Source organism: Streptomyces sp. NPDC005004 (assembly GCF_053600675.1).
Window position 1 is genome coordinate 1 of sequence record NZ_JBSGAH010000030.1, and the last position, 25,461, is coordinate 25,461.

Genomic DNA, 25,461 nt, shown 5'->3' on the forward strand with positions numbered 1-25,461 from the left:
GTGGACAAGGACGTCGAGCTCATCTTCGGGTAGTCCCGGGAGCGCGGAGTGCCCCGCCCCGCGGGGATGGGCCGTGGTTACGGGACAGCCTTTAGAGGATGGCGAAGGGACGAGGAAAGAGAAAACGCAGCGCCGCGAGCGGACGATGCTCGTGATCAGGATCGCACTCCTGATCCTTCACATCGTCCGCTGCATGTGCGGCAGTAACTAACCGCTGGCGGGGGTCGCTCCAAGGCGTCCAACCAGAGGCGCGGCCCTCGCCCATGTGACGCCACCAAAGATGGTGCCAGTACATACCTAAACCCAATTAAGCAACGCCCGCAGGCCCATGCGTCAAGTTATATGCGTCAAAGCGCCCTAGACGACCAGCACAGCACGACCTCGCCTCCGCCCCCGCAGCCGCTGGTCATCGCCCCCACGCGGCGGAGGCATCGTCGGATCGAGGAACAGGTCCCACAACGCCCACACCACCGAATCCAGCAGGTCCAGCGAGTCCTCCGTCTCATCCTGACCGACAAACGTGGTCATCTACTCCTCCAACTCCACGAACACCCGCGCCGGGCTGACGTGCAACACCCGAGCCTGCTCGTACAACTGCGCCGCCGGGGCCGCCAGCGCTTCCCACGCGTCGCATGAACGATTCGCCAGTTCACCGTCGGGTCCACCTGCTCCAGCAGCGCGGGCAGATAGTCGCCGCCGTTGTTCGCCTCGATAACCACGCAGTCCGCACGGTGCTCGTGGTAGAGCCTCGCGGCCCGCTTCATCGCCGGTGTGTACCGGTCCTGCTCAGCGTGCAGGGGGTACCCGCGGGGCTGGTCGTGTCCGCACATCGACTCCACCAGGAAGCCTCGCCCCGCCATAATGAAGGCCGTCATGCCCATGTTCTCGTGGCTCTTGGTCGCCGGATCTACAGCCATCACAGCGCACTGAAGGTCGGGAAGGTGCTCGGGCCGGGGCCGGAAGCCCTCGACCTCCGCCGGTCAACCGATCCGTGAACTGAACTGCCACTGTTCCACCAGGGAACGGCTTCGCCCTGTCCGCAGAGGGCAGGGCGAAGGAACGTTCATGCGTCGATAGTGAGCGGGGTTTCCATGCGTTCCCATGCTCCCAGCACGGCCTTGTGGGCGTCTGGCTGGAGGTGGGCGTAGCGCTGGGTGGTCTGGAAGCTCTCGTGGCCGAGGAGGTGCTGGACCTCGTAGAGCGAGACCCCCCTCTGGACCAGCCACGAGGCGCAGGTGTGGCGCATGGAGTGCGGCGGGTAGTGCGGGACGAGCTGCATTTCGCCGTCGTCGCGGAAGTGATAGGCCGCTTCAACGGCGGGCCACCAGGTCTGCCGGCGCCAGTTGCTGTCGGCGAGTAGGCGTCCGGAGCGGCCTTTGGTGATGGTGGTGAAGACCACTGCGTCGCGGTCAAGCCGGTGGATGTGGCGTTCGAGGGCTTCCAGGACGTGGGGCGGGAGGGGCACTTCCCGCCGGCTCTTTGAACTCTTGGGGTACTCCTTGATGCCGCTCTTGGTATTGACCTCCACTACGAACAGGCGGGAGCGGCGCGTGTCAATACGGTGGCGGTGGAGGCCGGAGAGCTCTCCCCAGCGCAGCCCGGTGTAGAAGCCGAGCAGGCACATCGTCTGCCAGGCGGGGGCGAGTCCGGCGAGGATGCTCTGCGCCTGGTCGGGTGTGAACCACTGAGGAGGTTTGATCGCGATGGGCGGAAGATCGATGCTGCGGCACGGGCTCACCGCGATCACATCGTCGTCGACCGCTGCACGCATGATGGACGACGTCAAGTTGTAGGCCCGTTTGATCGCGGCGGGGCCTGCGCCCTTTTCGACCAGGGAGCGAATCCAGCTCTGGACGTCCATGCGGGTGATGGCCCGCATCTCCCAGTCCGCCCAGTAGGGCATGACGTGGTTCTTGATGCTCGACGCGTCGCCCTGCAGGGTATGGGGTTCGACGATGCGGGCGTTCCACCACCGATCGTGCCACTCCCGGAACGCCACTTCGCCTGCCCGCGGGTCGCGCATGCCTCCGCGGGCGAACTGGGTCTCCAGCTCGATGCCCCAGGCCCGCGCCTGTGTCTTGAGGGGGAAGGACTCGCTGAACCGGTCTCCAGCCCGGTTGCGTACGGTCGCTTGCCACTTGCCGGACTTCAATTTGCGTAGATACGCGGTACTACTCCTTCGTACGGGAACGGTGAGGGACGGACGGAGGGCGAGAGATCACTGACGGGCGCGAGGGGAAGCAACCAGTCTGCTGGCGATGAACTTCTCCAGCCCGGCAGCGGGGACACGGACGCGGGAGCGTTCCATTCCCGTGCGTAGATCGACGACGGGGAGGTCTCCGGCGGCGATGAAGCGGTAGACGGTGCGGCGGTCGACATCCAGGGCAGCGGCGACGGCGGGGATTGACAGCAAACGGTCAGGCATGGGTTCATCCTCAGAAACAGGGCGGAAAGACCGAGCTGGCGAGTCAACTCAGCCGGGCTGCCGGACGTTTCACGGCGCAGGTCAATCACCCACGTCAGGGCCAGCAGCGCGCGCTTATGCAACAGAGCGGCCCCGCGTCTCCTCTCGCCAACGCGGAGCTGCCTGCGGCCGCCACGACTCCACCGCCAAGCGCAGCCGAAAAGCGAACACCTCAATAATCACGGTGATCGCCTGTTTGGCTAACCGGCGATCGCCGTCTATGCTCCGTCCCCGCCCTACCGGAACAAGGGCCCGGCCCCTTATGAGGTCGGCCGGTACGAAATGGTGTCTGGGCTGCCATCCCGCCGCACCGTAAGCAACCCTCCTACACGGACTTAAAGTCGGCCTTGCTCGGTCCTCGTTTCGAAGTTCACCCTCAATGCAAGGAATTTCGCTCGCCCCTGGGTCGCCTGCCACTGAAGCGATGAGACGTCGATCGAGACGGAGGCGCAATTCCGTCAATGTTGGGTGCCGATTATGACCGAATCGATGACTAGGTTGATGGAGAAGCCTAGGGTCAGCCCATCGGAATCCGGCGGGGCAGACGATCGATAGTCCGAGTCCGTCAGAAGCAGAGGCACCATAGAGGAAATTTGTTTCACTAGGCGAGATAAAATACAGCACGGATCGATCCGCCGATCGAATCGCCTCCTGTACGTCCGCCGACACGACACTTATCCGCCACTTGCGTCCGGGATAGAAGTATCGGCATTACAAATCACGCACCGCTGAACAGAGTTCCGTTAATTTGACGCGCAGCCATGCTGTGCGTCCTAAAGTGTTCCGGCACGCTCTACGTTGACATGTTCCTGGAGGAAAAATCCAGTTTCTTCGAGCTCTTTCTCGTCTGCCGTGAGCGAATGCCTCTCCGAATCGCCCTCAAGCGGACACCACGCGTTCGAGAGGGGCAACGATGCGACACGTGGTCCGGCAGTCGGACGCGGACGTCGCGCTACGCGCTGCGTACACAGCATCGACAGGGGCGGTACCGGCACGTACGGGTCTGAAGGGCGTGCGTGCCGCGTGCGGGAGGTGCCGCAGACGATCACCGATGACGAAGAACGAGCGCAGGCACTAGCGCGGGGCGATGGAAAGGCGCTTGACAGCGCGCGCCGTCAGAAGACCATCGCACGTAAGTCGGTCGAGTTTCGCCGCGGTGCGGTGCTAATCCAGCCTTTCTGCGCTCCTTCTTGTCTGCCGTAGGCGAATGCGCTCAGCATGACGAGCCAACCGGCCCGATCAAGGTCGTCTACAGGATCCCCGTCCAATTCCAGGGGCGCGGCCCTCCGCGACCGCGCAGGCAGTCGACGCGGTACTGAGCTTCGTCTCGCCATTGATCGTTGGTCGCCGCGTATTGGGCGGCGTAGGTCACCATGCGCAATTCCCTCGTATCTGCCAGGGTTTCGTAGCCTGCCCACGTCGTGACGTCGTGTCCGTAGTTCTCGCAGAAGGCGTCGTACTCGGCTTCCGTGACCGCTCCGGTGGTCTTAGCCCGGACTGCGGTCGAGACGAGGTCCCACTCGGGCGGTCCAGCCGAGAACCGCTCCAGGTCCATCAATAGCCACCCCCCGCCTTCGAGTCGCACGACGTTGCCGGGCCACGCGTCCCCGTGAACCGGCGCGGTGGCAAGGCCCGGGGGCAGACCCGCGGTCCAGCGCCGCACGAGATCCTCGTACAAGCTTGTCAGCCACTTCCGGTCGTCGTCCGCCAAGGTTTGGGCGGCACGCAGCCGCTCAGGGATGCGGACGAAGGGGTCCAAGCGCCCGATGTCGAAGTCAGGAAGTGGCAGGGCATGTAGATGCTTGAGAGCCAGCGCAACGTCTTGGGTCGATCCTTGACGGTGCGGCGGGAGTTCTTCCCAGAAGGTCAGCACTCGCCCGCCGCGTTTCAGCGGCTGGTTCACGCTCAACGGTCTCACGACCGGAACGCCGTGTCCGGCCAGCCATCGGGCGACGTTGATCTCACGGGTTGCGGACCCGATCCGGTCGGGTGGCGCAACGCGGGCAACGACCCCGTGCGGCAGTCGCCAGATCTGGTTCTCCGCGATCCGGATCGGCTCCGCATCGCGAGCATCAAGGCCGATCTCGGTGCAGGCGTCACGCAGTGCGTCGAGAGCGGGCATCGCGCTGTTTGTCATGCTCGCAAGGTAGCGCCGATGGCTTCCTTTAGTTCAGCCGCCGGCTGGATCTTGGAATGCTGACCAGCGAACTGCCCGAGCTGGCGTAGGTCGTCAGCCGCTCGACGGGAGGTCAGGCCGCCACCGAGTTCCAGGGCTCTACGTCCGATGGCTGCGGCCTCGTAAGGGTCTCCCCTCCGCATGGCCAACGACGCCAACTTGATGCACGACATCGCGCGAGACCTGGCAAAAGTCGAACTATGCCCACGTACAGCCGCCTGGAAGCGCTGCCCGGCCTGTGCCGGGTCGTACTCCTCGATCCCAACGGCGAGATCCCAAAGCGCGTGGGCGGTATCACCGTTGTGCTGGGCCTCGTCGTAATAGGCCATCCACGGCGGCTCGTTCTCGGGGCACCGCTGGGCGAAGGCGTCGTCGGCCGCACCAACGGCGGCGATCGTCTCCTGGACGTTATGCAGCTTCCCGAATGCACGTGCTCTGGCTGTGTGCAACATGGCGCGCTCAGCCGGCGTCAGCCGGTCTTGTCGGACCAACCCCTTCTCCGCGTTGGTCAGTCCATCGTCCGCGTCCCCGAGCCAGATGGCCTGCCGCGCCAGGAAGGAATATCCCTTCGCGCGAAGATGCCAGTGCTGACCCTCCTCCGCACATTCCACGGCGACCTTGAAGGCAACACGGGCGTCATCGTGGCGATAGACGTCGAACTGGCAGGCGCCTGCCACGAGGCCCAGTTGGGCCACGGCTCCGAGGAATTCAGTACGCAGTGGCGAAGGACAATCGGCGGACAAGAGGCTGACAGCCCACTGCATGGAGTTCGTGGCCAACTGGCTGATCAGGCCGCCCCCGCCGTACGCGTTGTCCCACGTATGCAGACCAGATGCGATGTCTCGGAGTTCGCGGATCTCCTTGGGGCGGATCTTGTTGGGTGCCGAAGGCGCTGCCGTGGGACTGAGCAAGGCGGAGAGGTCTAGCGGGGCGAGAGCTACGAGGCTCCCTATGGCCAGAATGTTGCGTCGGTGCACAGAGTCAGGGCTCCTGGTCGATGAAGTTGGGGCGCCTTCCTCCAGGATGCGGCGCTCTAGCTGCGGAACGGCCCCCTCCGTGGGCAGTGGGGAACGTTTATCCGCATCGCGGCTCCGTTTATCCGCATGACCGAATGCCATGGCCCATGCGCGGGTGAACAGGCCGTCGGTGTCCAAGGCGGCGTCGAGACGAGGTGGCAGGTCCTGGGGGCACCGATAGTTGCCCTTCTCGATCTTCAGAAGAACATCGACGCTGACCTGCACCTTGCTGGCGAAGGGACCTGCCTTCGGGTAACCCGCCGCCTTGCGTCTCAGGCGTAGCTCATTCCCGAACCACTCCTCCGGGGACCGGGTCGGGTCGAGGACCTTCTCTGGCTGCGGCATTGCGGCTCCTGACCTCCTGATGCGGATATCGCGAGACATCCGCATCACCAACTACACGCGCCTCACGCGCTGCTGCTCAATAGTTGCTGACCGGTGCAGAACCAGTACACACCGCAACCGGAAGCCCAAGGAGGGGTTCCGGACAACGAACTGGACTTGGACATGGTGAACCTTCTCAACGCTCCCGTTGGAGCGCACGGCGTTACCTCAGGAGTATCGACGCAGCTCAAAGAAGAGCTGGTGCTGTCGGAGAAGGCCATCCACCACGTCAAGAACATCGTCATGGAAAGCGTCCATATGTGGGGATATGGCTCGCTGGCCTTTGAGGTCGGCCTGGTTGTCACGGAACTGCTGACCAACGTGATGCGGCACGCCAAGGTGCCGGGCGTGGCGCAAAAGCGAGCACGTTGCCTCGTCCAGAGCCTCCCGGTCGCGCAAGAGGGCGGTCGTCTGGTCGTCGTGGTTCACGATGACGACCCGACCGTGCCTCGCGAGCGGCTCCCTGCAGATGACGCAACCAGCGGGAGAGGGCTGCCCCTCGTCCGCGGCCTGACGCACTGTTTCGTGTTCGTGCCGGGGAATGGCGGGAAGGACGCCGTGGCCGTCTTCCGCTTGGACGATGCCTCCGAGGAGACGGCGTGAGTACGTTGCAGACGAGGGCCCGAATTGAGCGGTACGCGCTGATCGGCGATATGCACACCAGTGCGCACATGGCTGACGACGGCGCGATCGACTGGCTGTGCCTGCCAAGGTTCGATTCGGACGCGGTGTTCGCGGCACTCCTTGGACAGCGTGCGCATGGGTCGTGGCTTCTCGCTCCGGCCTCTACCGATGGTGCCGGCCAGCCCGCGGCGGCCGTGCGGCAGTACCGGGGAGATTCGCTCGTCCTGGAGTCGGAGTGGGTCACGGGCACCGGCACGGTGCGCGTGGTGGACTTCATGCCGCCGCACGCTGCCGCACCGCAGGTGATCAGGATCGTCGAGGGCCTGGTCGGCGAGGTGCCGATGCTCTCCACCATCCGCCCGAGAGCGGGCTACGGCCGCACGATTCCGTGGATACACAGCGAGGGTGGCCGCATGGTGGCCGAGGCCGGCGCGGACGCGTGGTGGCTGGATACCTCGGTGCCCCAGGTCGAGAAGGACGGCGCGGTCGCCAGCTCCTTCACGGTCGCCGCCGGGGAGAGCGTCGCCTTCGCGCTCGGCTGGTCTCCGTCCCACGCCCAGGACGCACCGGAGGTGGCGGCCCCGGACGCCGCGCTCGCCGCAACGCTCGCGTTCTGGCGGGACTGGGCGGGGCAGTGCACGTATGACGGCCCGTACCGCGAGGCGGTGGTCAGGTCGCTGATCACGCTGAAGGCACTGACGTACGCGCCGAGCGGTGCGATCGTGGCGGCGCCGACCACGTCACTGCCCGAGGAGATCGGCGGAGGCCGGAACTGGGACTACCGCTTCACGTGGCTGCGCGACGCCGCCACGACCGTGTCCTCACTCCTCGGCGCCGGGTACCAGGACGAGGCGCAAGAGTGGCGGCGGTGGCTGGTGCGGGCGGTGGCCGGTGATCCGGAGAACCTGCAGATCATGTACGGCGTCACTGGGGAGCGGGAGCTGCCCGAGCGGGAACTGCCGTGGTTGCCGGGGTATGAGGGGTCGGCACCGGTGCGGGTCGGCAATGGGGCCGCACAACAGCTTCAGCTCGACGTGTACGGCGAGGTGGTCGAGGCGCTGTTCCTCGCGCACCGTGGTGGTGTCGCGCGGTGCGCGGACATGGCCGTGCTGCACCGACGATTGATCCGGCAGGTGGTGGAGCGGTGGCGGGAGCCGGATGAGGGGATCTGGGAGGTCCGAGGCCCGCGCCGACAGTTCGTGCATTCCAAGGTGATGACGTGGGTCGCGGTGGACCGGACGATCCGTCTGGCCGAGGCCGGGCTCCTCGACGTGGACGTGTTCGAGCTGATCGAGGTGCGCGACGAGATCCACCGCGAGGTCTGCGCGAAGGGCTTCGATCCGGTGCGGGGCACGTTCACGCAGTTCTACGGCTCCGCCGAGCTGGACGCCGCGCTGCTCCTGATCCCGCGCGTGGGGTTCCTTCCGGCCGACGATCCGCGCGTCGTCAGCACGGTCGAGGCCGTGCAGCAGGAGCTGGCCGCCGCGGAGGGCCTGGTGTGGCGTTACCCGACGTCCGGTTTGCGACCGGGGGTGGACTGCGTGGCCGACGACGAAGGCGCCTTCGTGCTCTGTTCGTTCTGGCTGGTCGACGCGCTCGCCCTGATCGGCCGCACGGACGAGGCCCGCGCGCTGTTCGAGCGGCTCCTGGCCCTGCGCAGCGAACTCGGTCTGCTGGCCGAGCAGTACGACCCCGCAGCCAGGCGCCAACTGGGCAATTTCCCGCAGGCGTTCAGTCACACCGGGGTGGTCGACAGCGCGCTGCTCCTTCAACAGCTCGGCGTCGACATCTCGAGTTCCAGCCCCCCGGTGCCCACGGCGCGCATTCCGCAGACGCCCGGCCGTCAGGAAGCCTCCGTCCCCTCACCTGCCTGATCTATCCCCCATCCACCCCCTGACATTGAGGATTGCCATGTCCGACCGCGCGTCCCCCACCTAGCCGGTCTCAGTCCCCCCGCGCTCGCCGCAACCCTGCGCGTAGGACGTGCTGTGCCGCCCCGTCCCCTCGGGGGGAAGGCATGGGTGCAGCGCACAAGGCCCTGTGCACGCTCCTGTCGGCGCTACCGGAGGCCGAGGCGTCCCTGCGCACGACGCTCACCTGTCAGTTGATGCGAGCACGACACCGCACCGTCACCCGAAGCAGACCACCTCGTACTTCCCTCCTCGTGAAGGACTTTCATGTTCCCCCACCTGATACGTCCCCCCTACCGAGACAGTGCGCCGCTGACCAGTGAGGACGGGGCGCAGTGACCGACTTCAGCCCGGCCGGCCACGACCGCGCTCTGGCCACGGCGTTACAGGAGTTAAGGGCCATGCACTGGACGCCGGCCCGCGATCTACTGGACGCGACCGGAAGGGACTGGCAGCTGCGGACCTTCCGCATCGGGGTTCTCGCCGCTACTGCTCAGGAGAGCACCGTGGTGGAGAACTGGCTGACCGAAGAGCCGCAGAGCTACAACGCGCTTGCGCTGCTGGCGGCCGTGGAGGTCAAGCGGGCCTGGCAGGCCGCCAGAATCAAGCATCCCGAGGCCGACCAGTACTACTTGCGCGCACGCAGCCGGTGCCTCGCTGCTACGCAGCGCACCCAGATCGATCCGACTCCGTGGGTGTCCGCGCTGGCGCTGTCCCCGCTGGACGTCCACCGGCGCTATGAGGAGAACTGCGTTCCTCACGCCGACCGGCAGTTGGTCCCGCACGGCCCATGGGACCTGCTGAACAGCGTGCGGATGCTGGACCGGTGGAACCGGGCGGCCTTCCATCACGGAGCTGCATTCGTCCGGGCCATCAAGTCGCCCGAGATCGACTTCATCTCCTGGGCGGTGTCACACAGGGACCTGCCTGCCTCCTCGGCTCTGCACGTGCTGCCGCTGCACGCGATGCTGCGGCAGCACGCGTACCAGGAAACCAATCCGGCATGGCGCACCGAGTGGACCAACGACACCCCACAGATCGCCACCAATAGGGCCTACCGGTGGTTCCTCAGCCAGTCCGACCCTCGGCGCACCTGCCAGGTGGAAGACCTCAGCCACCTGGCGTTGGCGCTCTGGGCCGCACACCGGTTCGACGAATCCCGCCAGGTCTTCGAGGTCATGGAGCGCTTTGCCTCGCTGGCTCCCTGGCTGGCAGCGGCCGGTGGTGACGAACACCGGGCTCACCAGCTTCTCACTTCGGCCCGCAGCCAGTCCTTCAAGCTCGGCCGACGATCCCGCGGCACCCGTCAGTCCCCTCAGGACGAGACGCCCCAGGGCAAAGGGCGCGAGACACAGGGCGGGCGCCACGCACAACCCAGCGGCCCCACTTGGGCCCGCTTCCCGACTCCCTTCCGGAGGTAGTTCCTCATGAGTCACATACATCCGCCGGCCGTCGACGCGGACGCGCAGCATCTGGAGTCGCTCGGCTACAAGCCGGTCTTACGGCGCCGCATGAGCAGATTCGGCAACTTCGCGATCAGCTTCAGCGTCATCTCGGTCTTGTCCGGGTGCATGACCCTGTTCGGGTACGGGCTCGGACACGGCGGTCCCGCGGTCATGCTCTGGGGCTGGATCCTCGTCGGAGCCGGAGTGCTCGGCGTCGGCGCCGCACTCGCCGAAGTCACCAGCGCCTACCCGACCTCCGGTGCCCTGTATTTCCAGGCCGAGAAGCTCGGCGGGAAAAACGGCCGGCTGTGGGGCTGGTACACCGGCTGGCTCAACCTGCTGGGCCTGCTGGGCGGCATCGCCGGGATCGACTACGGGGCCGCGCTCTTCACGGGCGCCCTGCTCAACCTCCAGTGGGGCATCATCCCGAGCAACACCACCATCATGGTGATCTTCATCTGCATCCTCGCCCTGCACGCTCTCCTCAACCTCAACGGTGTGCGGCTCGTCAGCGTGCTCAACAGCGTGAGCGTGTGGTGGCACCTGGGCGGCGTGGCCCTGATCGGCCTCGCCCTGTGGCTGGTGCCCAGCCACCACCAGAACGCGAGCTTCGCCTTCACCAAGTTCGTGAACGAGAGCGGCTTCCACAACCACCTCTACGTCGCCGCACTCGGCCTGCTCCTGGCCCAGTACACCTTCTGCGGCTACGACGCCTCCGCGCATCTGTCCGAGGAGACCAAGAATGCGGGGCGGGCTGCCGCCCAGGGCATCGTGCACTCGATCCTCTGGTCCTGGGTGGCCGGCTTCGTGCTCCTCGCGTCCCTGGTGTTCGCGATCCAGGACTACTCCGGCACCCTGACCACCACGACGGGGGTTCCTCCCGCGCAGATCTTCATCGACGCGCTCGGTGTGGGTCCGGCCAAGGTGCTGCTCCTGGTGGTCGTCGTGGCTCAGCTGTTCTGCGGGAGCGCCGAGGTGGCGGCCACATCCCGGATGATCTTCGCGTTCTCCCGTGACGGGGCGCTGCCCGGTTCCAAGCTGTGGCACAGCCTGAGCGAACGCACCAAAACTCCGGTTGCCGCGGTGTGGCTGGCGGTGATTGTCGCTCTGGCCCTTGCCCTGCCCAGCATGTATTCGCCGACCGCCTACGCCGCCATCACGTCGATCAATGTCATCGGGATCACCCCGGCTTACGCGATCCCGATCGTCCTGCGCCTGCGTAGCCGTCGTTCGTTCACGCCCGGCGCGTGGAGCCTAGGCCGCTGGGGCGTCCCGATCGCCGCGTTCGCCGTGATCTGGGTGGCCATCGTGAGCGTGCTGTTCTGCCTCCCCCAGACCTCTCCGATCAACGTCGACACCTTCAACTACGCGCCGGTCGCGGGCATCGTCGCCCTCCTCGGCGCCTGGTTCTGGTGGCGCGTCTCCGGCCGCCACAACTACAAGATCCCGAGCGCCCCGGTCACCACCGGCTCCACCTACGACAGGGTCTGAGATGCAAGACACCCAGCTCCTTTCCGTTCCGTTGGCCGCACCGGACCAGCGCACGCCCCGGCTCCCGCTGAACGAACTGCGCGCCAGAGCCGACGACACGGCCGACCCGGTCACCACAGTGCTGCTGACCGTGGTGGACCCCCACGGCCGCCCCAAGGGCAAGCGCTACGACGTGCGCCACTTCCTGAGCAAGGTGGTCGACCACCCCGAGGTCGAGATGTGCGGCTACCTCATGGACACCGACGGCCGCAACATCGCCGTCCCCGAACTCGCCTCCGGCTGGACCACGGGCTACCCCGACATGCGGGTGCGCGTCGACCTGTCCACGCTGGCGCTGATGCCCGGACAACCCACCACGGCGCACGTGTTCGGGCAGGCCACGGACGACTTCGGCCAGACCCTCCCCGTCGACCCGCACGCGGTCCTCGAACGGCAACTGGACCTGCTGTCCCAACTCGGCCTGCGGGCGAAGGTCGGGATCGAGACCGAGTTCGTCCTCCTCAAGGGCACGCGCGAGGACATGGCCCGCAGCGGATGGAGCAAGCCGGAACCGGCCTTCACCCGCAACATGGACTACTCGACGGACCCCCCGCCCCTCGTCCAGGACTACCTGGACAACCTCAGCCGCGCCCTGGCCGACGCCGGCCACCGCCTGGAGGCCCTCAAACTGGAGGGCGCCCCCGGCCAGGTGGAGGCCACCTTCCCCTACCAGGGGGACATCACGGAGGCATGCCACCAGCACCTCCGCATGCAGCTCGCCGCCATGCAGCTGGCCGAACGCGCCGGCATGACGGCCTCGTTCATGGCAGCACCCGAAACCGGCATCGGCAGCGGCCTCCACATCCACCTGTCCCTGTGGAGCGAGGACGACCCCCACGAGTCCCACTTCGCGAGTTCACCCGGCGACGAAGCCGACAGCGAACTGGGGCAGGCCATCGGCGGGCTGCTGCGCGTCCTGCCCCACCTGACTCCCCTGTACGCGCCGACCGTCAACGCCTACCGCCGGTTCCAGGACGAGTCGTTCGCCCCGACCCGCTTCACCTGGGGCCGCGACAACCGCACCTGCGCCGTGCGGGTGGTCGGCGCCGGCGCCCACCGGCACCTGGAGGTGCGCGTGGCCGGCGCTGACGCGAACCCGTTCCTGGCGGTCGCTGCCGTCATCGCGGGGGTCGTCGACGGCATCGCATCCGGTGTGGAACCGCCCAAGCCCGTCACCGGCAACAGCTACAACACCACGGCACCTCGCGTGGCAGAGAATCTGGGGCAGGCCCTGGAAGTCTTCCAGGAGAGCCGCATAGCGGAGCAGGCGCTCGGCCGAGACGTCGTCGCCCACTACGCGGCCCTCGGGCGCGGCGCCATCCAAACGCACGCGCGCATGGTGAGTGACACCGACCGCGAGCTGTTCCTCTCCCGCTCCTGACCACCCCCGGCTCAGGGGGCCGGTGTCCCATCGTGATGAGGAGACACCGGCCCCCGCACCCGGCACCGCTCCGGCTGCCCGACGCGGGCCCGGCCCAGCAGCGAGCACCCCCGCGCAGGACGGCCCGTTCCCCCCACCGCCCGGACCACTGTCAGCGGCAGTCGTCTGGGCCGCCGTCGCGGGACCGACGCCAGACCCCACAGCTCACCCTCCGTTCGACCGATCGAAACGCCAAGGACTTCGATGACCACCACGACGGCCCCCGTCCGCTTCACCGATGCGGAGCAACGGGTTGCGCTCCGCCTCGTGCGAGGGCTACGGAACCAGCAGATCGCCGATGAACTCGCCGTCTGTTACAGCCGGGCCACAGCAGTGCGGGCCCAGATCCGCAAAAAGCTCGGGCTGCCCTCAGGCTGCTCCACCGCCGTCATCGTCGCCCACCTCCTCGACTGCCTGAGCCCCCACCTCCTGCCACCCTCCACCTCCACCGCGCGGGCCCCGCAACTCGATGAGCGAGAACACCGCCTGCTCCGCGCCATCACCACCGAGACCCGGCCCGCCGACATCGCCCAGGCCGCCGGCATCCCACCACAGGAGTACCGCTCCACCCTGGCCGGACTTCTACGCAAAGCGGGAGCGGACAACACCACGCTGCTCGTCGCCCGCGCCCACAGATGGGGGCTGCTCGACGCCCACCGTCCAAGCGCTGTGGCCAGGGAGGCGGACCGATGAGCGCCGTGTCAGGCACCGCCCACGCCCCTCTCTCGCCCCCCGGTACGGGGCAGTCCTACGCCGCCTACGAGATGCGGCCGCTGCACACCGCTGCCGAGCGAGCCGAGGCCGAGGCCCTGGTCACCGACCGGCTCGCCTGGCTCGGCCGCAAGTACAGGCCCTATGCCAGCTCCGCCCACGTCCCCGGCCTCTTCCGCGAGACCGCCGCGCGTATGCCCCTGGGCATGTTCGACGACGGCCTCCTGATCTGCTGTCTGATGCTCGGCCGCGAGCCGGATACCCGGTGCTGGGGAAGCGCCGACTGCGGACCGGCCCTCCTGCTCCGGCACGTCTACGCGCTGCCGGGCCAGGCGGGTACGGGTGTGGCCCGGCTCCTGACCTTGTGGGCTACCGACTATGCCGCCCGCGCCGGCCTGCCCTCGGTGCGCGTCGAAGCCCTGCTCACCTCCGGCGCCGACACACCCGCCGAGCTCGTCGCGCGCCTCACCGCATATCTCGCCGACCTCGGGTGGACCAGCACCGGCAGAGGGATCGGCACGGACGGAGAGCGAGTCGCCCGGCTCCAGTCGCCCGCGGAGCACCGCCCGGCACTGTCCGACATCATCCGCTGCGCCGTAACACTCCCCGCCGGGGCGGCACAGGACAGGGGCAGCGGCCCCCCGCTCTCGTCGCCTCCGGTCGCCGCCGCAGCCTCGCCCACTGACCCCACCCGGAGGAACTCAGCATGACCACGCCGCCCCCGCTCCACGCGGAGAGCACCGACCCAGCACCAAGACTCCGGGGCGAACTCGTTCGGCTGGGGCACGCCACCAGGACCCCCGAACTCTCGGCAACCGACCGGGAGAAGGTCCGGCGCATGCTGAACACGTGGCTGCCGGTCGCCGCAGCCCACCGCGATGCGCAGACCTCACGCAGCGCCACCGCGCTATGGAGCGAACTCACCAGCGATGTACGGGATTCCGACACCGGCTCCCTGCGCCCCATCACCACGTCCAGCGTGTACCGGGCCCAAAACCTCATCCGGGCCCTCCTCGAAGCCACGCAGCGAGGCCCCAGCGTCGAGCAACTCGCCGACCGGATACGCAAGTCAGTCGCCAACGGGGACTACCCGCCCGGCCTCGTGGTGCCCATGAAGAAGCTGGCTGCAGAAGTCGGCTACACCCAGTCGTCGGTGGTGCGCGTCGAGCTGGCCGTCAAGGACCTGCAGGCCGAGGGACTGGTCACCGTGGAGCCCTACCATCGGTTCCGCATCGTCGGCGCGGCCACAACCCATCGGCCCACACAGGTGGCGGACTGGCTGCGTGTCCTGATCGAGGGAGGCGTCTACCCACACTCGAGCCCGCTGCCGCCAGTACAGCAGCTGGCGCGGACGATCAGCTCGTCGCCTCAATACGTCACCTTGGCGTTGCGGCAGTTGTCGGACGAGAACCTCCTCCACTTCCAGGCCGGCCGTCGGCCCACCCTGCGCTACAACCACCCGCTGATCGCCGGCGGAGGACCGCCACTCGAAGAACTGATCACACGGGTCCGGCTGCGCGCCGAAGCGCGGCCGACACCCATGCCCGATCACGAATCCCTCCGGCAGGTATGCGGCCGACTCTGGCTGTGGTGGCGAACCCGGCACATGCCGCAACCAGCAGAACTGGACCAGGCGCTCGTCCAGTTGATCGCGGCCGTTGAACCTCTCATCCACACCAGCATCGCGCGCCATCCACACGACCCGCAGGTGCAATCCATCATGCGACGCGCCGCTCTCACGGCCTCGGCGCCGCCCCCGAACGACCTGGACCTCCGGATGTGGCGGGCAGCCTGCCTGAGCACCGCAGTCCGCGAACTCCTGGACCTGACCGACGGCACCCCGCCCCGCCCGGTGTCATCCGCCGGCGCCGCGCCCTCACTGGGATCAGGACGGAGCGCTTCATGACACCGAGCACACCGCTCAACCCGTCCCTCGCCCGCGAGTTACTGGTCCGCGCCGACCGGGCCGCCGATCAGTGGGGCCGGCGTGCCCGCGAGCGGCTCGACAGCGTGCAGCTCGGCCGAGCCCGCCAGGAGGACGTCGCCAACGGCAAGGTCATCCAGTTCGTGATCGACGAGCACGGGTGGCCCGGTCACCGTCTCGTCGGTCCGGATGCCGCCCGGGCTGCATGGCGACTCGCCCTCCACGCCGATGATCTGCCCCTCTTCCAAGCCCGCGCCGCCCGCCTGATGCGCCAGGCCGTCGACCGGGGCGACGCTCACGCGCACCACTGGGCCCACCTCCACGACCGGGCTCTGCTCAACAACGGCGCGCTCCAGGAATTCGGAACGCAGTACCTCCTCGGCCCGGACGGCCCGCACGCCTGCCCGGTCCTCGATCCGGACGGCCTCGACATACGACGTGCCGAATCCGGACTGCCTCCCGCCGCGGCCGCGCTCGCCGAACTGCGCGAGCGCCTCACGGCATCCCCGCACGACACCACAACCGAGACCATCACCCTGACCGCTCTGGACGTCGCATGAAGCCCCCCGCCACACAGCCCCGCAGGGCCCCGACCGTCTCAACGCCGGTCGTAACCGGTCGCTTCCCGATCGAGATCGTGCTGTCCGTGTACCTGCGCGCCCTGCGCGCCACGGCCAACGCCACTCTGGACGACGTCGCGCGCGGCACCCACACCTCGATCTCCACGATCACCCGTTGGGAGCGGGCCGCCACCCCCATGACACCCCAGGCCCTTGAGACCCTCCTCCGGTACTACCAGGTGCCGCCCCAGACCATCGCCTACCTCCGACTCAACTGCCCGGACCCCTACGGCCGGCCGAGCCGTGCCCGCCTTGACTCGTTGGAGCACTGGGTCGACACGGTCAGCGGCAAACCGATCGCACGACACGCGGCCGTCACCCGGGCCGCATCCGACGCCGTTCAGGTCGCGACCTCATTGATCCCTTCCAGCTTCCGCACACCCGCCTACCGAGCCGCAGTAACCGCCACCGGCCTCGCCACCGACGAACTGCCCGCCGACAAGCAACCACCCGCATGGCTCGCACACGCACCCACACCACGCGTCTGGCGACGGACACTGCTCCTGGACAAGACCATCCTGCGCCACCCCGTCGGAGGCCACGGCGTCTGGGCCGCACAACTGAGGCACCTGCTGGACCTCATGGACAACCGCGCCCGACCGGTGTCCATCCGCGTCCTGCCCAACAGAGGCCGCACCGCCGTCCACCCCACCGCGGGCCAGATATCCGCATTCGCCGTCAACGGGCACTGGATGATCTCCAGCTGCCACCTCGCCCCCTGGTACGAGACCCGGACCCGCCGCGCCCAGGCACTGCTGAACAACCTCCATCGAGCGATCAGCGACGCCCACGGGCGCGAAGAGTCGTACCGACTGATCAGACAGGCCGCCGAATGGTGGGAGGCAGCCATATGACGCCGGCCGACCTCTTCGCGGCCATCTTGACGGTGCCAGCCCCCGCCCAACGCGGAGAGCGGCGACATCGCCCTCATGCGGCGAGCCGCGATCATCCCTCCGCCACACCACCGGACGATCTCTCGGCGCAGTCGTGGGGGGCGGCTTGCCTGAGCACCGCCGTCCTCGACCTCCTCAGCTCGGCGGAGGAGGGCGGCCACCCCAAGTTGGTGCGCCTGTGGCGTGTCGGGACGGCGAGGGCGAGAGGCTACCGGCGACGCGAACCGCCCCGACGAGAAGGCGCTACCCCATGAGCACCCTGACCACCGATCACCCCGCCTGGATCGCACGCAAGGAAGGAGGTGTGGCTCGGGCCGTCCGCACGGCGACGGGACTCTGGATCCTCTCCCACGACCACAGCGGACGGCGCGCTGAATGCGTGGACGGCGCCCAGGGCGCGCCTCCCGTTTTCGTGCCGACCGACCCGGCGAACCTGCCGTCGGCTATTCCTTCCGCCCTACACGACGGTCTCACCGGCCTCGGCACCACGCACCGCCTGGCGAACCCGTGGTTGTGGGACGCGATCACGACGGCGATCCTGCGGCAGGTCGTCCGCGCTGAGCAGGCCCGCAAGCTGTACCGGGCGTGGTGCTTCGCCTACGGCACCACCATCGACCGGGCCCAGGGCACCTTCAGCGTCGCGCCGCCCCCCGCCCAGGTGCTGGCCCTCTCCGAGCAGCAGTTCCAGGCCGTTGGCGCGAAGTTCCACCGCACCGCCCTGCAGGCCGCCGCCGAGCAGTACGGCCGGCATCACGGCGAATGGGAGGCGCTGGATGCACCCTCACTGGCCACCGCGCTCACCGGCATCCCGCGCATCGGCCCGTGGACAGCCGCAGCAGCCGCGGCCGACTACACCGGCGACTTCAGTGTCTACCCGCACGACGACCTGGCCGTACGCACCTGGGCCGAACGGATCGCCCCCGCCTACCCGTGGCCCGGAAAGAAGGACAAGTCCTTCCTCCCGCTGTGGACCGGCTGGGCCGGAGCCGACCGCACCGCCCTGCACACCCTGACCCTCTCCACCCTGACCTGGGGCTCTCACGCCCGCTCCGAATCGGAGGACGACCCGTGCAACAGTTACGACTGATATCCGGCGCCAGCCCCGATCACCCGCTCGACGCCGTGTTCATCAACGCACCCCTGCGCGACTACGAGGCGCGCCCGCGGACCAACGACTTCACCCTGCCCGTCCTCGGCATGGCCTACATCGCCACCTATGCCAAGAGCAAGGGCTTCAACGTCGGCGTCCTGGATGCCGAGGCCCACGGCCTTGGCATCGCGGAGGCCGCCGAACTCGTCAACGAGAGCAGGCCGCGGTGGGCCGCGATGAATTTGCTCGCGCCGACCTATGAGATGTCCGCGCGGATCGCCGCCCGCCTCGACCCGGATATCGCCGTGATGGTCGGCGGCCACCATGCCAAGGCGCTGCCCGAGCGGATACTGGCCGACCCGCGGATGAGTAACCTGAGGGCGCTGGTGATCGGCGAGGGCGAGACCCGCGTCGCCGCCCTTCTGGAGGACGAACAGCGCCGGCGCGAGCTGCCCGAGGTGCGCTGGCGCGACCGGCTCCTGGGCACCACCGGTGTCGGCATCGCCGACGCCCGAACGACTGCGCTGATGCTCGGTCCGGACATCAACGCGCTGCCCTACGTCGATCGCGCCTTCCTCGCCCAGGACCCCTATCCGGCGCCGCCGACGGCCGCCGACCGCCGTCTCGCGCGCAGCAAGCCCGCACCCCATCTGGCCGCCGCCGCGCTCGGCGGCCACCGGGAGGCGAACATCGTGGGCAGCCGCGGCTGCCCCTACAACTGCACGTTCTGCGGGGCCGCGTGGAGTGCCAACCGGGACGTGAAGATCCGCGTGCGGGAGCCGGAGAACATCATCGGCGAACTCGACGCCCTGCACGACCGACACGGAGTCACCGCCTTCCGGTTCGTCGACGACCTCTTCCTCGGCGTCCGCGACGTGATCTACCAGCACATGAAGGTGTTCGCCGAGCACGGCATCGGTGACCGGTACGTGTGGGACGCCACCGGCCGGATCAACGTCCTCGACCGGCTCACCGACCAGGACCTTGACACCCTCGTCGCCAACGGACTGCGCGAGGTGGCCCTCGGCATCGAGTCCGGGAGCGACCGCATCCTGCGGGCCATGGACAAGCGGATCAATGCCGCGATGACCGAACGCGTCGCACGCCGACTCCTAGCCCGCGGCATCGGCGTAAAGGCGTACTTCATCCTCGGTTACCCCGGCGAGAGCCGAGATGACCTCGACGCCACCGTGCGGCACATCCGCGCCCTGTGGAAGGTCGCCGACCGCAGCCCGGCCGACCTCCGCGCCAGCGTCTTCGAGTTCCGGCCCTACCCCGGCACCCCGGTCTGGACGACACTCATCGAGGCCGGCCACCGCCCCGACACCCTCCTCGCCTACGGCGACATCGACCTCACCGCCAACGGCGCCGACGAATCCATGCGCCAACGCGACGAGTTCAACTTCTCCGTCGGCATCCAGTTCGGCGACGTCCCCCTCGACCAGATCCGCACCACCCTGGCCACCCTCACCCGAGAGCAGCACGAGCGGAACCGCGACGGGATGGTGGTGGCATGACCAGCACCCGCAGAGGCTTCTTCCTGACCATCGACGGCCCCAGCGGCGTCGGCAAATCCACCACCCTGAAGGAACTCCATACCCTCCTCGACCGCCGAGGCACCCCGGCCCGCCTCACGACCGAGCCGCCCCACGACTTCCTCGGCGACTTCACCCGCGCCCACGCCGACCAGCTCCACAGCCTCTCGCTGGCCTGCCTCGTCGCCGCAGCCCGCTACCGGCACATCGAGACCACCGTCGAACCCGCACTCGCCGCGGGCGACCTGCTCATCTCCGACCGGTACGTCCCATCCAGCCTCGTCCTCCAGCAGCTCGACGGCGTACCCCTGGACTTCCTGCTCGACCTCAACCGACTCGCACCCGCCCCCGACCTCGCAGTTCTCCTCACCGCCTCGCCCGGCACCATCGAGGAGCGAATCGCGGCCTCAGGAGTCACGCACCGTTTCCGCGGCGACCCGACTGGCCCCAGGCGCGAAGTCGAGCTGTACCAGGAGACAGCAGCCGTCCTGGCAGGCAGCGGCGCCCAGGTCCTCGTGATCGACACCAGCGACCTCACTCCTTCGGAGGTCGCCCGCCAAATCGCCGATGCAGTCCCCGCCCTCCCGCTACCGTCGAAGTCTTCATCCTCCACCCCCATCACCCAGGAATCATGAGCAAACAACCAGCACAGCCCGTCGTCGACACCCACGTCATCCTCCGCGACGGCGAAAAAATCCTCCTCTCCCAACGCGGCGGGCCGTACGGTCACGGCGACTGGCACCTGCCTTCCGGCAAGCTCGACCAGGGCGAGCCGCTGACCCACGGAGCCGCCCGCGAATTGCGAGAGGAGACCGGCGTCCTCGTAGACCCGGACGACCTGCGTCTCGTGCAGGTCGTCCACCACCGCCAAAGCGACATCATCGAGCGGATCGGGTTCTTTTTCGAGGCCACGAAGTGGCAGGGAAATCCGGAGAACAAGGAGCCAGAGAAGTGCCTGGCTCTTCAGTGGTTCACCGACCACGACCTGCCCGGCAACATCATCGCCTACCCCGAAGCGGGCCTGCGCGGTTACCTCGCCCGCAGCCCCCTCCTCACAGAACACAACTGGCAGTAGAACGCGCGGGGATCACCTTCAAACCAGCCTTGCCGTCCACAGGCCAGCTCGGCGGGATTTTCACTCGACCCCGCCGAGCACGTCGGATCCGTATCGTGGTCGCACGCTGGCTCGCCCCGCCCATGACGACATCCACTGAGACGGCGAAGGACGTCGCTAGACTCCGGAACATGCCAGATGCCCGAAAGCCCCTTGCTGACCGTCGTCTTCACTTCATCGGGATCGGAGGGTGCGGCATGTCCGGGCTGGCCCTCATGGCCCGGGAGCTGGGCGCCCACGTCACCGGCAGCGACACCAAGAAAACGATCTACACCGAGTCCCTCGCGCGGAACGGTGTGAGCGGTGTGGTCGTCGGTCACGACGTCGTCAACGTACCGGACGCCCCGGCGGAGGTGGTGTTCTCCAGCGCGGTGAGGCCGGAGAACATCGAACGAGCCGAAGCCCGCCGCAAGGGCCTGGGCGAGGTACACCGGTCCGGCCTGCTGACCGAGTTGACCGCGCTGCACGAGACAGTCGCAGTCGGCGGCGCACACGGCAAGTCGTCCACGGCCGCGCTCCTCGCGCACGTCCTGTCCATCTGCGGGAAGGAGCCGAGTTACGTGGTCGGCGCGCTGCTGCGCCCGCCGGGCGTGCACGCGGCGGCAGGCGCGGGCGGGATGCTAGTGATCGAGGCGGACGAGTCCGACAAGAGCCTGCTGAACTACCACGTTCACACCGCCGTCGTGACAAACGTCGACCTCGACCACGTCGGTGACGGTGGTGCCTATCACGACGTCACCGACGTGGCGAAGGTGCTCGGCGAGTTCGCGACGAACGCCAAGAAGGCCATCGTCTCCGCGCAGGCCGCAGGTCACCTGGCGCCGTTCGTGTCGGAGATCACCGTCGTCGAGCCGGAGCTCGTCGACGATGAGCCGATGAGGTTCCGCCTCCACGGCGAGGGCTACGAGGTCAACCAGCCAGGCGTTCACCAGCTCCATAACGCCGCCCTCGTCGTCGAGGTCGCCCTCGCCCGTGGCTGCACGCCCGGAGAGATCCGCACGGCGCTGCTGTCGTTCCCAGGTCTGGCACGCCGGTTCGAGCTGCGCGGTCGTACACCGGCCGGGGCGCGAGTGTACGACGATTACGCCCACCACCCCGTGGAGGTGGCCGCCGCGCTGGCAGCGGCCCGGCAGGTCGCCAAGGGGCGCAGGGTGCTGGCGGTGTTCCAGCCGCACCTGTTCTCCCGGACCCAGCAGTTCCAGAGCGAGTTCCTCGACGCGCTCGGCACGGCGGACCTCGCGTGGGTCGAGCCGGTCTACCCGGCCCGGGAGAAGCCCGAGGAGTGGACGCACGTCACCGAACAGCTCGCCGCAGACGTCACCGCCCGGGGCCCGCAGACTCGGATGTCGCCCGGCCGGGCTGCCCTTGCCCAGCAGTTGCTGGAGGAGGCCGCCGACGGTGACGTGGTCATGCTGATCGGCGCCGGCGACGTCAACGCCCTCGCCGAGTCACTGGTCAGCTGACTTCCACGTCTTTCTCCACGCCCTGCGGCAGCCACCCCGTCTCGGGGAGGTGCCGCAGGGCGCAGCCATGTCTGCCGGGGAACGCGGTAGCGATGGCGGCGGCCTGGGCATCGCCTTCCGGGCCCCAGCCGAGCAGCAGGTTGGCGTGCGCGGCGGGGGCGAGGACGCGCCGGTAGGTCTCCCCGGTGTCCGGATCGGGCGCGGCCGGCCCGATATCGAGGAGCGGCGCGGCCATCCGCAATTGCCGGTACGGCGTCTGACCGGCTTCGGTGACCTTTTGGAACCCGAGCACCGTAGGCTTGCCGTGCCGGGCGGCGGCTTCCTCCATGGCCTCGCGAGCGAGAGTTTCTGCCAGGCTCTCGCCGGGCTCCGGCCGTCCTCCGGGAAGGCTGGGGGCGTTGTTGGCGTCGAGGACGACCAGGACCCGGCCATGCGGGTCGGTTAGCCATCCCCACACTTGGTGCACTGTCCGGTCCTCCTCGGCGGTGGGCATTCGGGCGTGCCAGGTGAAGCGGGCCGCTGTGCGCTCGGATTTGGTCGGCTGCGCGCCGGGAGGAAGGCCGTTGGTCAGGTGCGCGGCCTGGTCACCAAGGAGGCCGGTGCGGGCTGCCACGCGGAGCCTGGTCCTGACGGCTGGCACCATCGCGGCCAGGACCCGGCCGAATGGGGCGGCCCGCTGCTCGTCGGGGGGCGTCCAGGAGGCGGGCAGTAGCCCGCACCACGCGACATGATGTGTGATCCCTTCGCCCGTGGTGTCGGTGACGACGAGGTGCGTGCTGTCATGGCCGAGCCCGAGGACGTCTTCCAGCCCGTGTAGGGCGGTGCCGACGGTGACGCCGGGGGCGAGCCTGGTGCTGGGCGGCGAGCCTTCGGGGCCCGTGATGACGCTGCCGTCGGCCCGGGCGGCCAGCAGGGTGACGGTGCCGAGGTCGCGAGTCATGCGACAGGGGCCGGGTCGGCGCCGAAGGCGGCGATGGTCTGGTCGTGCAGGACGGAGAACGTTTTCAGACTCGCGTCATATCCGGCGGTGGCGACAACCAGGCTGTCGGCTCGGCGGCCGGTCGGGAGCGGCAGGTCGCTGCCGGGGCGGAGGGTGTAAGCGGAGGTGCCTTCGAGCCGGATGAGCTCGGCAAGACGGACATCGGCGTCGGGGGCTTCGCCGCCGGGGACGGCGGCGTCGCCGACGGGCAACACCCAGACGGTGTCGGCCTCGGACAGGCCGAGCGCCCAGGCGGCGAGGTCTCGCTGGTTCTTGCGGCCCCAGGGCGCAACGGCGATCACGAGGTGACGGTCGGGGTGGGCCTGGCGCAGGGCCTGGAGGAGAGCGGCGGCTTGGCCGGGCTGACGGGCGTTGTCGTCGATGAGGACGAGCCGGTTGTCGTGGTGCATGGTACTCATTCGGCGGCGCGGCAGCCGGAAGCCGGCGAGGGCGTCGGCGCTGTCGGCGGGGGCGACGCCGAGGTGTAGGGAGGTGACTAGGGCACAGGCTGCGGCGGTCACGAGGTGGCGGCCAGGCGCGGGTATGCACCACGTTCCGGCGTGGGTGCCGTGCTGGGCGAGGCGGAAAGTGGTGCCGGTGGGGTCGGCGCCGGTGATGTCGATCGTCCAGTCGGCGTCTTCTCCGACTGTCTCCAGCATCAGCGAGCTGTTGCCGGCGAGGCGGGGCGCAAGGAGGGCGGCGACGTCCTCGGGCATGACGGCCAGGCGAGGCGGGGCGGGCGGATCGGTGAGGAAGCCAGCGAGGCTGCGTTCGAATCCGGCCGTTCCGGGGCCGAAGTCGTCCTCGTGGTTCTGGACGAGGTTGAGGGCAATGACAATCTCCGGAGCGAGCGCCCGGTAGGCGCCTTGGTACTCGCACGCCTCGACGACCGCCCATTCACCCGGGGCGAGACGGCCGCCGCACAGCAGGCCGGCGACGTCGGCGCCGATGTAGGCGGAGGGGGCCAGTGGGGTGAGGACGCGGTGGAGCAGGGCGGCGGCGGTGGACTTGCCCAGCGATCCGGCGACCGCGATCAGTTTCTTCTCGTGGGCGGCGAGGAGGTGCTGGACGAACTCCAGGCGAGCCATCCGCCGCGGGCCGCCCGTCTGGCGCGGGAGGGCACCGGTGGCGACGAGGTACTCGGCGCCCTGGGGGGAAGTGTTGGCACCGAGGGTCACGCTGATGCCCTCGGCGGTGAACGCGGTGGTGCGATGGTTGTCGGCGAGGTCGTCGCCGGTGACACGCATCCCGGCCTGATGCGCGAGAGCAGCTGCGGGGGCGATGCCCTTGCCGCCCAGGCCGTTGAAATGGACGTGCTGGCCGGCGAGTGGGCGCGGGGAGTCAGGCATCGGTCGCGTCTCCTTCGACGTTCGGGTGAGTGGTGCTGAGGTCGCACAGCTTGATCAGCCGGCCGTCGTCGTTCAGTTGCTCGTAGACGTCGCGGTCGTGGGGGGTGTCGATCTCCAGCCAGCCGCCGCTGGCCGGCACGGTGGTGGCGTGTCCGCCCGCCTGGAGCCAGGCGGCGAGCAGGGCGGTGGTGTCCCAGCGCGCCGCGGCCGGATTCTCGGCGACGGCGGCCTGGTAAAAGTCGGTCAGGTCGCGGGCACCGGCGGGGCTCAGCCGCAGGATGCCCATGAACTGGGCGTGCACCTCACCGAGTCCGGAGGGCCTGCCGCCGATGGCGACGAGGCGCCCGTCTGGGTCGGTCAGGAGCCGCTCGGCGTCGTCGAGCACCTCGTTCATCCGGGCCTGCCACAACTCAAGCCACCGGGTGTTCACAGGCAGGCACACGTCTGCGGGCGGCGCGGCCATCAGCTCGGTGAGCACGCGCGGCTCGACGGCGATGTCTCCGTACGTGACGATCGCTCCGTGGTCGAGGGCGCCTGCGTCGGCGGCGGCCAGGAGGCTGGAGGCGATGCTCGCGTGTTCCCAGTCCGGGTTGTGCACGGTGCGGGCGTGGGGCGCGTGTGCGGCGAGTTCGTCGGCCCGGTAGCCGGTGACCAGGGTGACGGGATGGCACCCGGCCACGTCCAGGCTGTGCAGGAGGCGGGTCAGCAACGGGATGCCCGCGAGCGGCAGCAGCGGTTTGGGGCGGGAATCGCTCAGGGGGCCGAGGCGCGAGCCTCGGCCAGCGGCGAGGATGACGGCACGCATGAAGAGTCC

Annotated in this window: 23 protein-coding genes; 15 read left to right on the forward strand and 8 right to left on the reverse strand. The window is 68.6% G+C overall.

Annotation, left to right across the window (positions count from 1 at the left end):
* Window positions 1-357: 357 nt before the first annotated feature.
* From ACWEEU_RS28635 to ACWEEU_RS28655, 5 genes are all read right to left on the reverse strand, one after another.
* On the reverse strand, window positions 358-528 hold the full coding sequence (locus tag ACWEEU_RS28635; RefSeq protein WP_451736166.1) for a hypothetical protein: 171 nt from the start codon (window positions 526-528) through the stop codon (window positions 358-360).
* A gap of 535 nt (window positions 529-1,063) precedes the next feature.
* Window positions 1,064-2,152 carry a tyrosine-type recombinase/integrase gene (locus ACWEEU_RS28640; protein WP_451736169.1) on the reverse strand — a complete coding sequence of 363 codons (1,089 nt, stop codon included), beginning with the start codon at window positions 2,150-2,152 and terminating at the stop codon, window positions 1,064-1,066.
* A gap of 66 nt (window positions 2,153-2,218) precedes the next feature.
* Window positions 2,219-2,425, reverse strand: a complete 207-nt coding sequence (locus ACWEEU_RS28645) for a helix-turn-helix transcriptional regulator (protein WP_451736171.1) — start codon at window positions 2,423-2,425, stop codon at window positions 2,219-2,221.
* Between the two features lie 1,288 nt (window positions 2,426-3,713).
* Window positions 3,714-4,601, reverse strand: coding sequence for a phosphotransferase (locus ACWEEU_RS28650; protein ID WP_451736174.1), 888 nt, complete (start codon window positions 4,599-4,601; stop codon window positions 3,714-3,716).
* Window positions 4,598-6,001 carry an XRE family transcriptional regulator gene (locus tag ACWEEU_RS28655; RefSeq protein ID WP_451736177.1) on the reverse strand — a complete coding sequence of 468 codons (1,404 nt, stop codon included), beginning with the start codon at window positions 5,999-6,001 and terminating at the stop codon, window positions 4,598-4,600. Before ACWEEU_RS28655 ends, ACWEEU_RS28650 begins: the two co-directional genes overlap by 4 nt.
* 93 nt (window positions 6,002-6,094) lie before the next feature.
* On the opposite strand from ACWEEU_RS28655, the gene ACWEEU_RS28660 reads away from it, so the two are divergent.
* The 15 genes from ACWEEU_RS28660 (at window position 6,095) to murC (ending at window position 22,319) form a co-directional block, all read left to right on the forward strand.
* Window positions 6,095-6,643 carry an ATP-binding protein gene (locus tag ACWEEU_RS28660; protein WP_451736179.1) on the forward strand — a complete coding sequence of 183 codons (549 nt, stop codon included), beginning with the start codon at window positions 6,095-6,097 and terminating at the stop codon, window positions 6,641-6,643.
* A 50-nt stretch (window positions 6,644-6,693) separates the two neighbouring features.
* Window positions 6,694-8,538 (forward strand): glycoside hydrolase family 15 protein, encoded by a 1,845-nt coding sequence (locus ACWEEU_RS28665; RefSeq protein WP_451736294.1) that lies wholly within the window; start codon window positions 6,694-6,696, stop codon window positions 8,536-8,538.
* Window positions 8,539-8,909: 371 nt separating this feature from the next.
* Window positions 8,910-9,995 carry a hypothetical protein gene (locus tag ACWEEU_RS28670; protein ID WP_451736182.1) on the forward strand — a complete coding sequence of 362 codons (1,086 nt, stop codon included), beginning with the start codon at window positions 8,910-8,912 and terminating at the stop codon, window positions 9,993-9,995.
* Between the two features lie 6 nt (window positions 9,996-10,001).
* A complete protein-coding gene (locus ACWEEU_RS28675) occupies window positions 10,002-11,510 on the forward strand; it encodes an amino acid permease (RefSeq protein WP_451736183.1) in 1,509 nt (502 codons plus the stop codon).
* Window position 11,511: 1 nt separating this feature from the next.
* Complete coding sequence (locus ACWEEU_RS28680) at window positions 11,512-12,930, forward strand: glutamine synthetase family protein (RefSeq protein WP_451736185.1); 1,419 nt, start codon at window positions 11,512-11,514, stop codon at window positions 12,928-12,930.
* Between the two features lie 243 nt (window positions 12,931-13,173).
* Window positions 13,174-13,662, forward strand: coding sequence for a hypothetical protein (locus ACWEEU_RS28685; RefSeq protein ID WP_451736188.1), 489 nt, complete (start codon window positions 13,174-13,176; stop codon window positions 13,660-13,662).
* Window positions 13,659-14,390, forward strand: a complete 732-nt coding sequence (locus ACWEEU_RS28690; RefSeq protein WP_451736190.1) for a hypothetical protein — start codon at window positions 13,659-13,661, stop codon at window positions 14,388-14,390. The genes ACWEEU_RS28685 and ACWEEU_RS28690 overlap by 4 nt, the downstream gene beginning before the upstream one ends.
* Window positions 14,391-14,518: 128 nt before the next feature.
* Window positions 14,519-15,586, forward strand: a complete 1,068-nt coding sequence (locus ACWEEU_RS28695; protein ID WP_451736193.1) for a GntR family transcriptional regulator — start codon at window positions 14,519-14,521, stop codon at window positions 15,584-15,586.
* A complete protein-coding gene (locus ACWEEU_RS28700; RefSeq protein WP_451736196.1) occupies window positions 15,583-16,164 on the forward strand; it encodes a DUF6624 domain-containing protein in 582 nt (193 codons plus the stop codon). Before ACWEEU_RS28695 ends, ACWEEU_RS28700 begins: the two co-directional genes overlap by 4 nt.
* Before the next feature lie 77 nt (window positions 16,165-16,241).
* Window positions 16,242-17,078, forward strand: coding sequence for a Scr1 family TA system antitoxin-like transcriptional regulator (locus tag ACWEEU_RS28705; RefSeq protein ID WP_451736199.1), 837 nt, complete (start codon window positions 16,242-16,244; stop codon window positions 17,076-17,078).
* Between the two features lie 289 nt (window positions 17,079-17,367).
* Window positions 17,368-18,204 carry a hypothetical protein gene (locus ACWEEU_RS28710; protein WP_451736202.1) on the forward strand — a complete coding sequence of 279 codons (837 nt, stop codon included), beginning with the start codon at window positions 17,368-17,370 and terminating at the stop codon, window positions 18,202-18,204.
* Window positions 18,186-19,724, forward strand: coding sequence for a B12-binding domain-containing radical SAM protein (locus ACWEEU_RS28715; RefSeq protein WP_451736205.1), 1,539 nt, complete (start codon window positions 18,186-18,188; stop codon window positions 19,722-19,724). Before ACWEEU_RS28710 ends, ACWEEU_RS28715 begins: the two co-directional genes overlap by 19 nt.
* Window positions 19,721-20,377 carry a dTMP kinase gene (locus ACWEEU_RS28720; RefSeq protein ID WP_451736208.1) on the forward strand — a complete coding sequence of 219 codons (657 nt, stop codon included), beginning with the start codon at window positions 19,721-19,723 and terminating at the stop codon, window positions 20,375-20,377. The genes ACWEEU_RS28715 and ACWEEU_RS28720 overlap by 4 nt, the downstream gene beginning before the upstream one ends.
* On the forward strand, window positions 20,374-20,817 hold the full coding sequence (locus tag ACWEEU_RS28725; RefSeq protein ID WP_451736211.1) for an NUDIX hydrolase: 444 nt from the start codon (window positions 20,374-20,376) through the stop codon (window positions 20,815-20,817). The genes ACWEEU_RS28720 and ACWEEU_RS28725 overlap by 4 nt, the downstream gene beginning before the upstream one ends.
* Before the next feature lie 170 nt (window positions 20,818-20,987).
* On the forward strand, window positions 20,988-22,319 hold the full coding sequence (murC, locus tag ACWEEU_RS28730; protein WP_451736214.1) for a UDP-N-acetylmuramate--L-alanine ligase: 1,332 nt from the start codon (window positions 20,988-20,990) through the stop codon (window positions 22,317-22,319).
* Here murC and ACWEEU_RS28735 read toward each other — a convergent pair.
* From ACWEEU_RS28735 to ACWEEU_RS28745, 3 genes are read right to left on the reverse strand one after another with little or no spacing between them, the layout of a single operon-like run.
* Complete coding sequence (locus ACWEEU_RS28735) at window positions 22,312-23,259, reverse strand: NUDIX domain-containing protein (protein WP_451736217.1); 948 nt, start codon at window positions 23,257-23,259, stop codon at window positions 22,312-22,314. The two genes, murC and ACWEEU_RS28735, sit on opposite strands and share 8 nt — an antisense overlap.
* Window positions 23,256-24,647: a Mur ligase domain-containing protein gene (locus ACWEEU_RS28740; RefSeq protein ID WP_451736220.1), complete on the reverse strand. Its 1,392-nt coding sequence runs from the start codon at window positions 24,645-24,647 to the stop codon at window positions 23,256-23,258. The genes ACWEEU_RS28735 and ACWEEU_RS28740 overlap by 4 nt, the downstream gene beginning before the upstream one ends.
* Entirely contained in the window at window positions 24,640-25,452 is an 813-nt protein-coding gene (locus ACWEEU_RS28745; protein WP_451736223.1) for a phosphocholine cytidylyltransferase family protein, read from the reverse strand. Before ACWEEU_RS28745 ends, ACWEEU_RS28740 begins: the two co-directional genes overlap by 8 nt.
* Window positions 25,453-25,461: the final 9 nt, after the last annotated feature.

Excerpts from the sequence above, each read along its gene's own strand:
- ACWEEU_RS28635 (WP_451736166.1), bottom strand. The coding sequence starts at position 528 with ATGACCACGTTTGTCGGTCAGGATGAGACGGAGGACTCGCTGGACCTG.
- ACWEEU_RS28645 (WP_451736171.1), bottom strand. The coding sequence starts at position 2,425 with ATGCCTGACCGTTTGCTGTCAATCCCCGCCGTCGCCGCTGCCCTGGAT.
- ACWEEU_RS28650 (WP_451736174.1), bottom strand. The coding sequence starts at position 4,601 with ATGACAAACAGCGCGATGCCCGCTCTCGACGCACTGCGTGACGCCTGC.
- ACWEEU_RS28655 (WP_451736177.1), bottom strand. The coding sequence starts at position 6,001 with ATGCCGCAGCCAGAGAAGGTCCTCGACCCGACCCGGTCCCCGGAGGAG.
- ACWEEU_RS28665 (WP_451736294.1), top strand. The coding sequence starts at position 6,694 with ATGCACACCAGTGCGCACATGGCTGACGACGGCGCGATCGACTGGCTG.
- ACWEEU_RS28675 (WP_451736183.1), top strand. The coding sequence starts at position 10,002 with ATGAGTCACATACATCCGCCGGCCGTCGACGCGGACGCGCAGCATCTG.
- ACWEEU_RS28680 (WP_451736185.1), top strand. The coding sequence starts at position 11,512 with ATGCAAGACACCCAGCTCCTTTCCGTTCCGTTGGCCGCACCGGACCAG.
- ACWEEU_RS28685 (WP_451736188.1), top strand. The coding sequence starts at position 13,174 with ATGACCACCACGACGGCCCCCGTCCGCTTCACCGATGCGGAGCAACGG.
- ACWEEU_RS28690 (WP_451736190.1), top strand. The coding sequence starts at position 13,659 with ATGAGCGCCGTGTCAGGCACCGCCCACGCCCCTCTCTCGCCCCCCGGT.
- ACWEEU_RS28695 (WP_451736193.1), top strand. The coding sequence starts at position 14,519 with ATGCTGAACACGTGGCTGCCGGTCGCCGCAGCCCACCGCGATGCGCAG.
- ACWEEU_RS28700 (WP_451736196.1), top strand. The coding sequence starts at position 15,583 with ATGACACCGAGCACACCGCTCAACCCGTCCCTCGCCCGCGAGTTACTG.
- ACWEEU_RS28710 (WP_451736202.1), top strand. The coding sequence starts at position 17,368 with ATGAGCACCCTGACCACCGATCACCCCGCCTGGATCGCACGCAAGGAA.
- ACWEEU_RS28720 (WP_451736208.1), top strand. The coding sequence starts at position 19,721 with ATGACCAGCACCCGCAGAGGCTTCTTCCTGACCATCGACGGCCCCAGC.
- ACWEEU_RS28725 (WP_451736211.1), top strand. The coding sequence starts at position 20,374 with ATGAGCAAACAACCAGCACAGCCCGTCGTCGACACCCACGTCATCCTC.
- murC (WP_451736214.1), top strand. The coding sequence starts at position 20,988 with ATGCCAGATGCCCGAAAGCCCCTTGCTGACCGTCGTCTTCACTTCATC.
- ACWEEU_RS28735 (WP_451736217.1), bottom strand. The coding sequence starts at position 23,259 with ATGACTCGCGACCTCGGCACCGTCACCCTGCTGGCCGCCCGGGCCGAC.
- ACWEEU_RS28740 (WP_451736220.1), bottom strand. The coding sequence starts at position 24,647 with ATGCCTGACTCCCCGCGCCCACTCGCCGGCCAGCACGTCCATTTCAAC.
- ACWEEU_RS28745 (WP_451736223.1), bottom strand. The coding sequence starts at position 25,452 with ATGCGTGCCGTCATCCTCGCCGCTGGCCGAGGCTCGCGCCTCGGCCCC.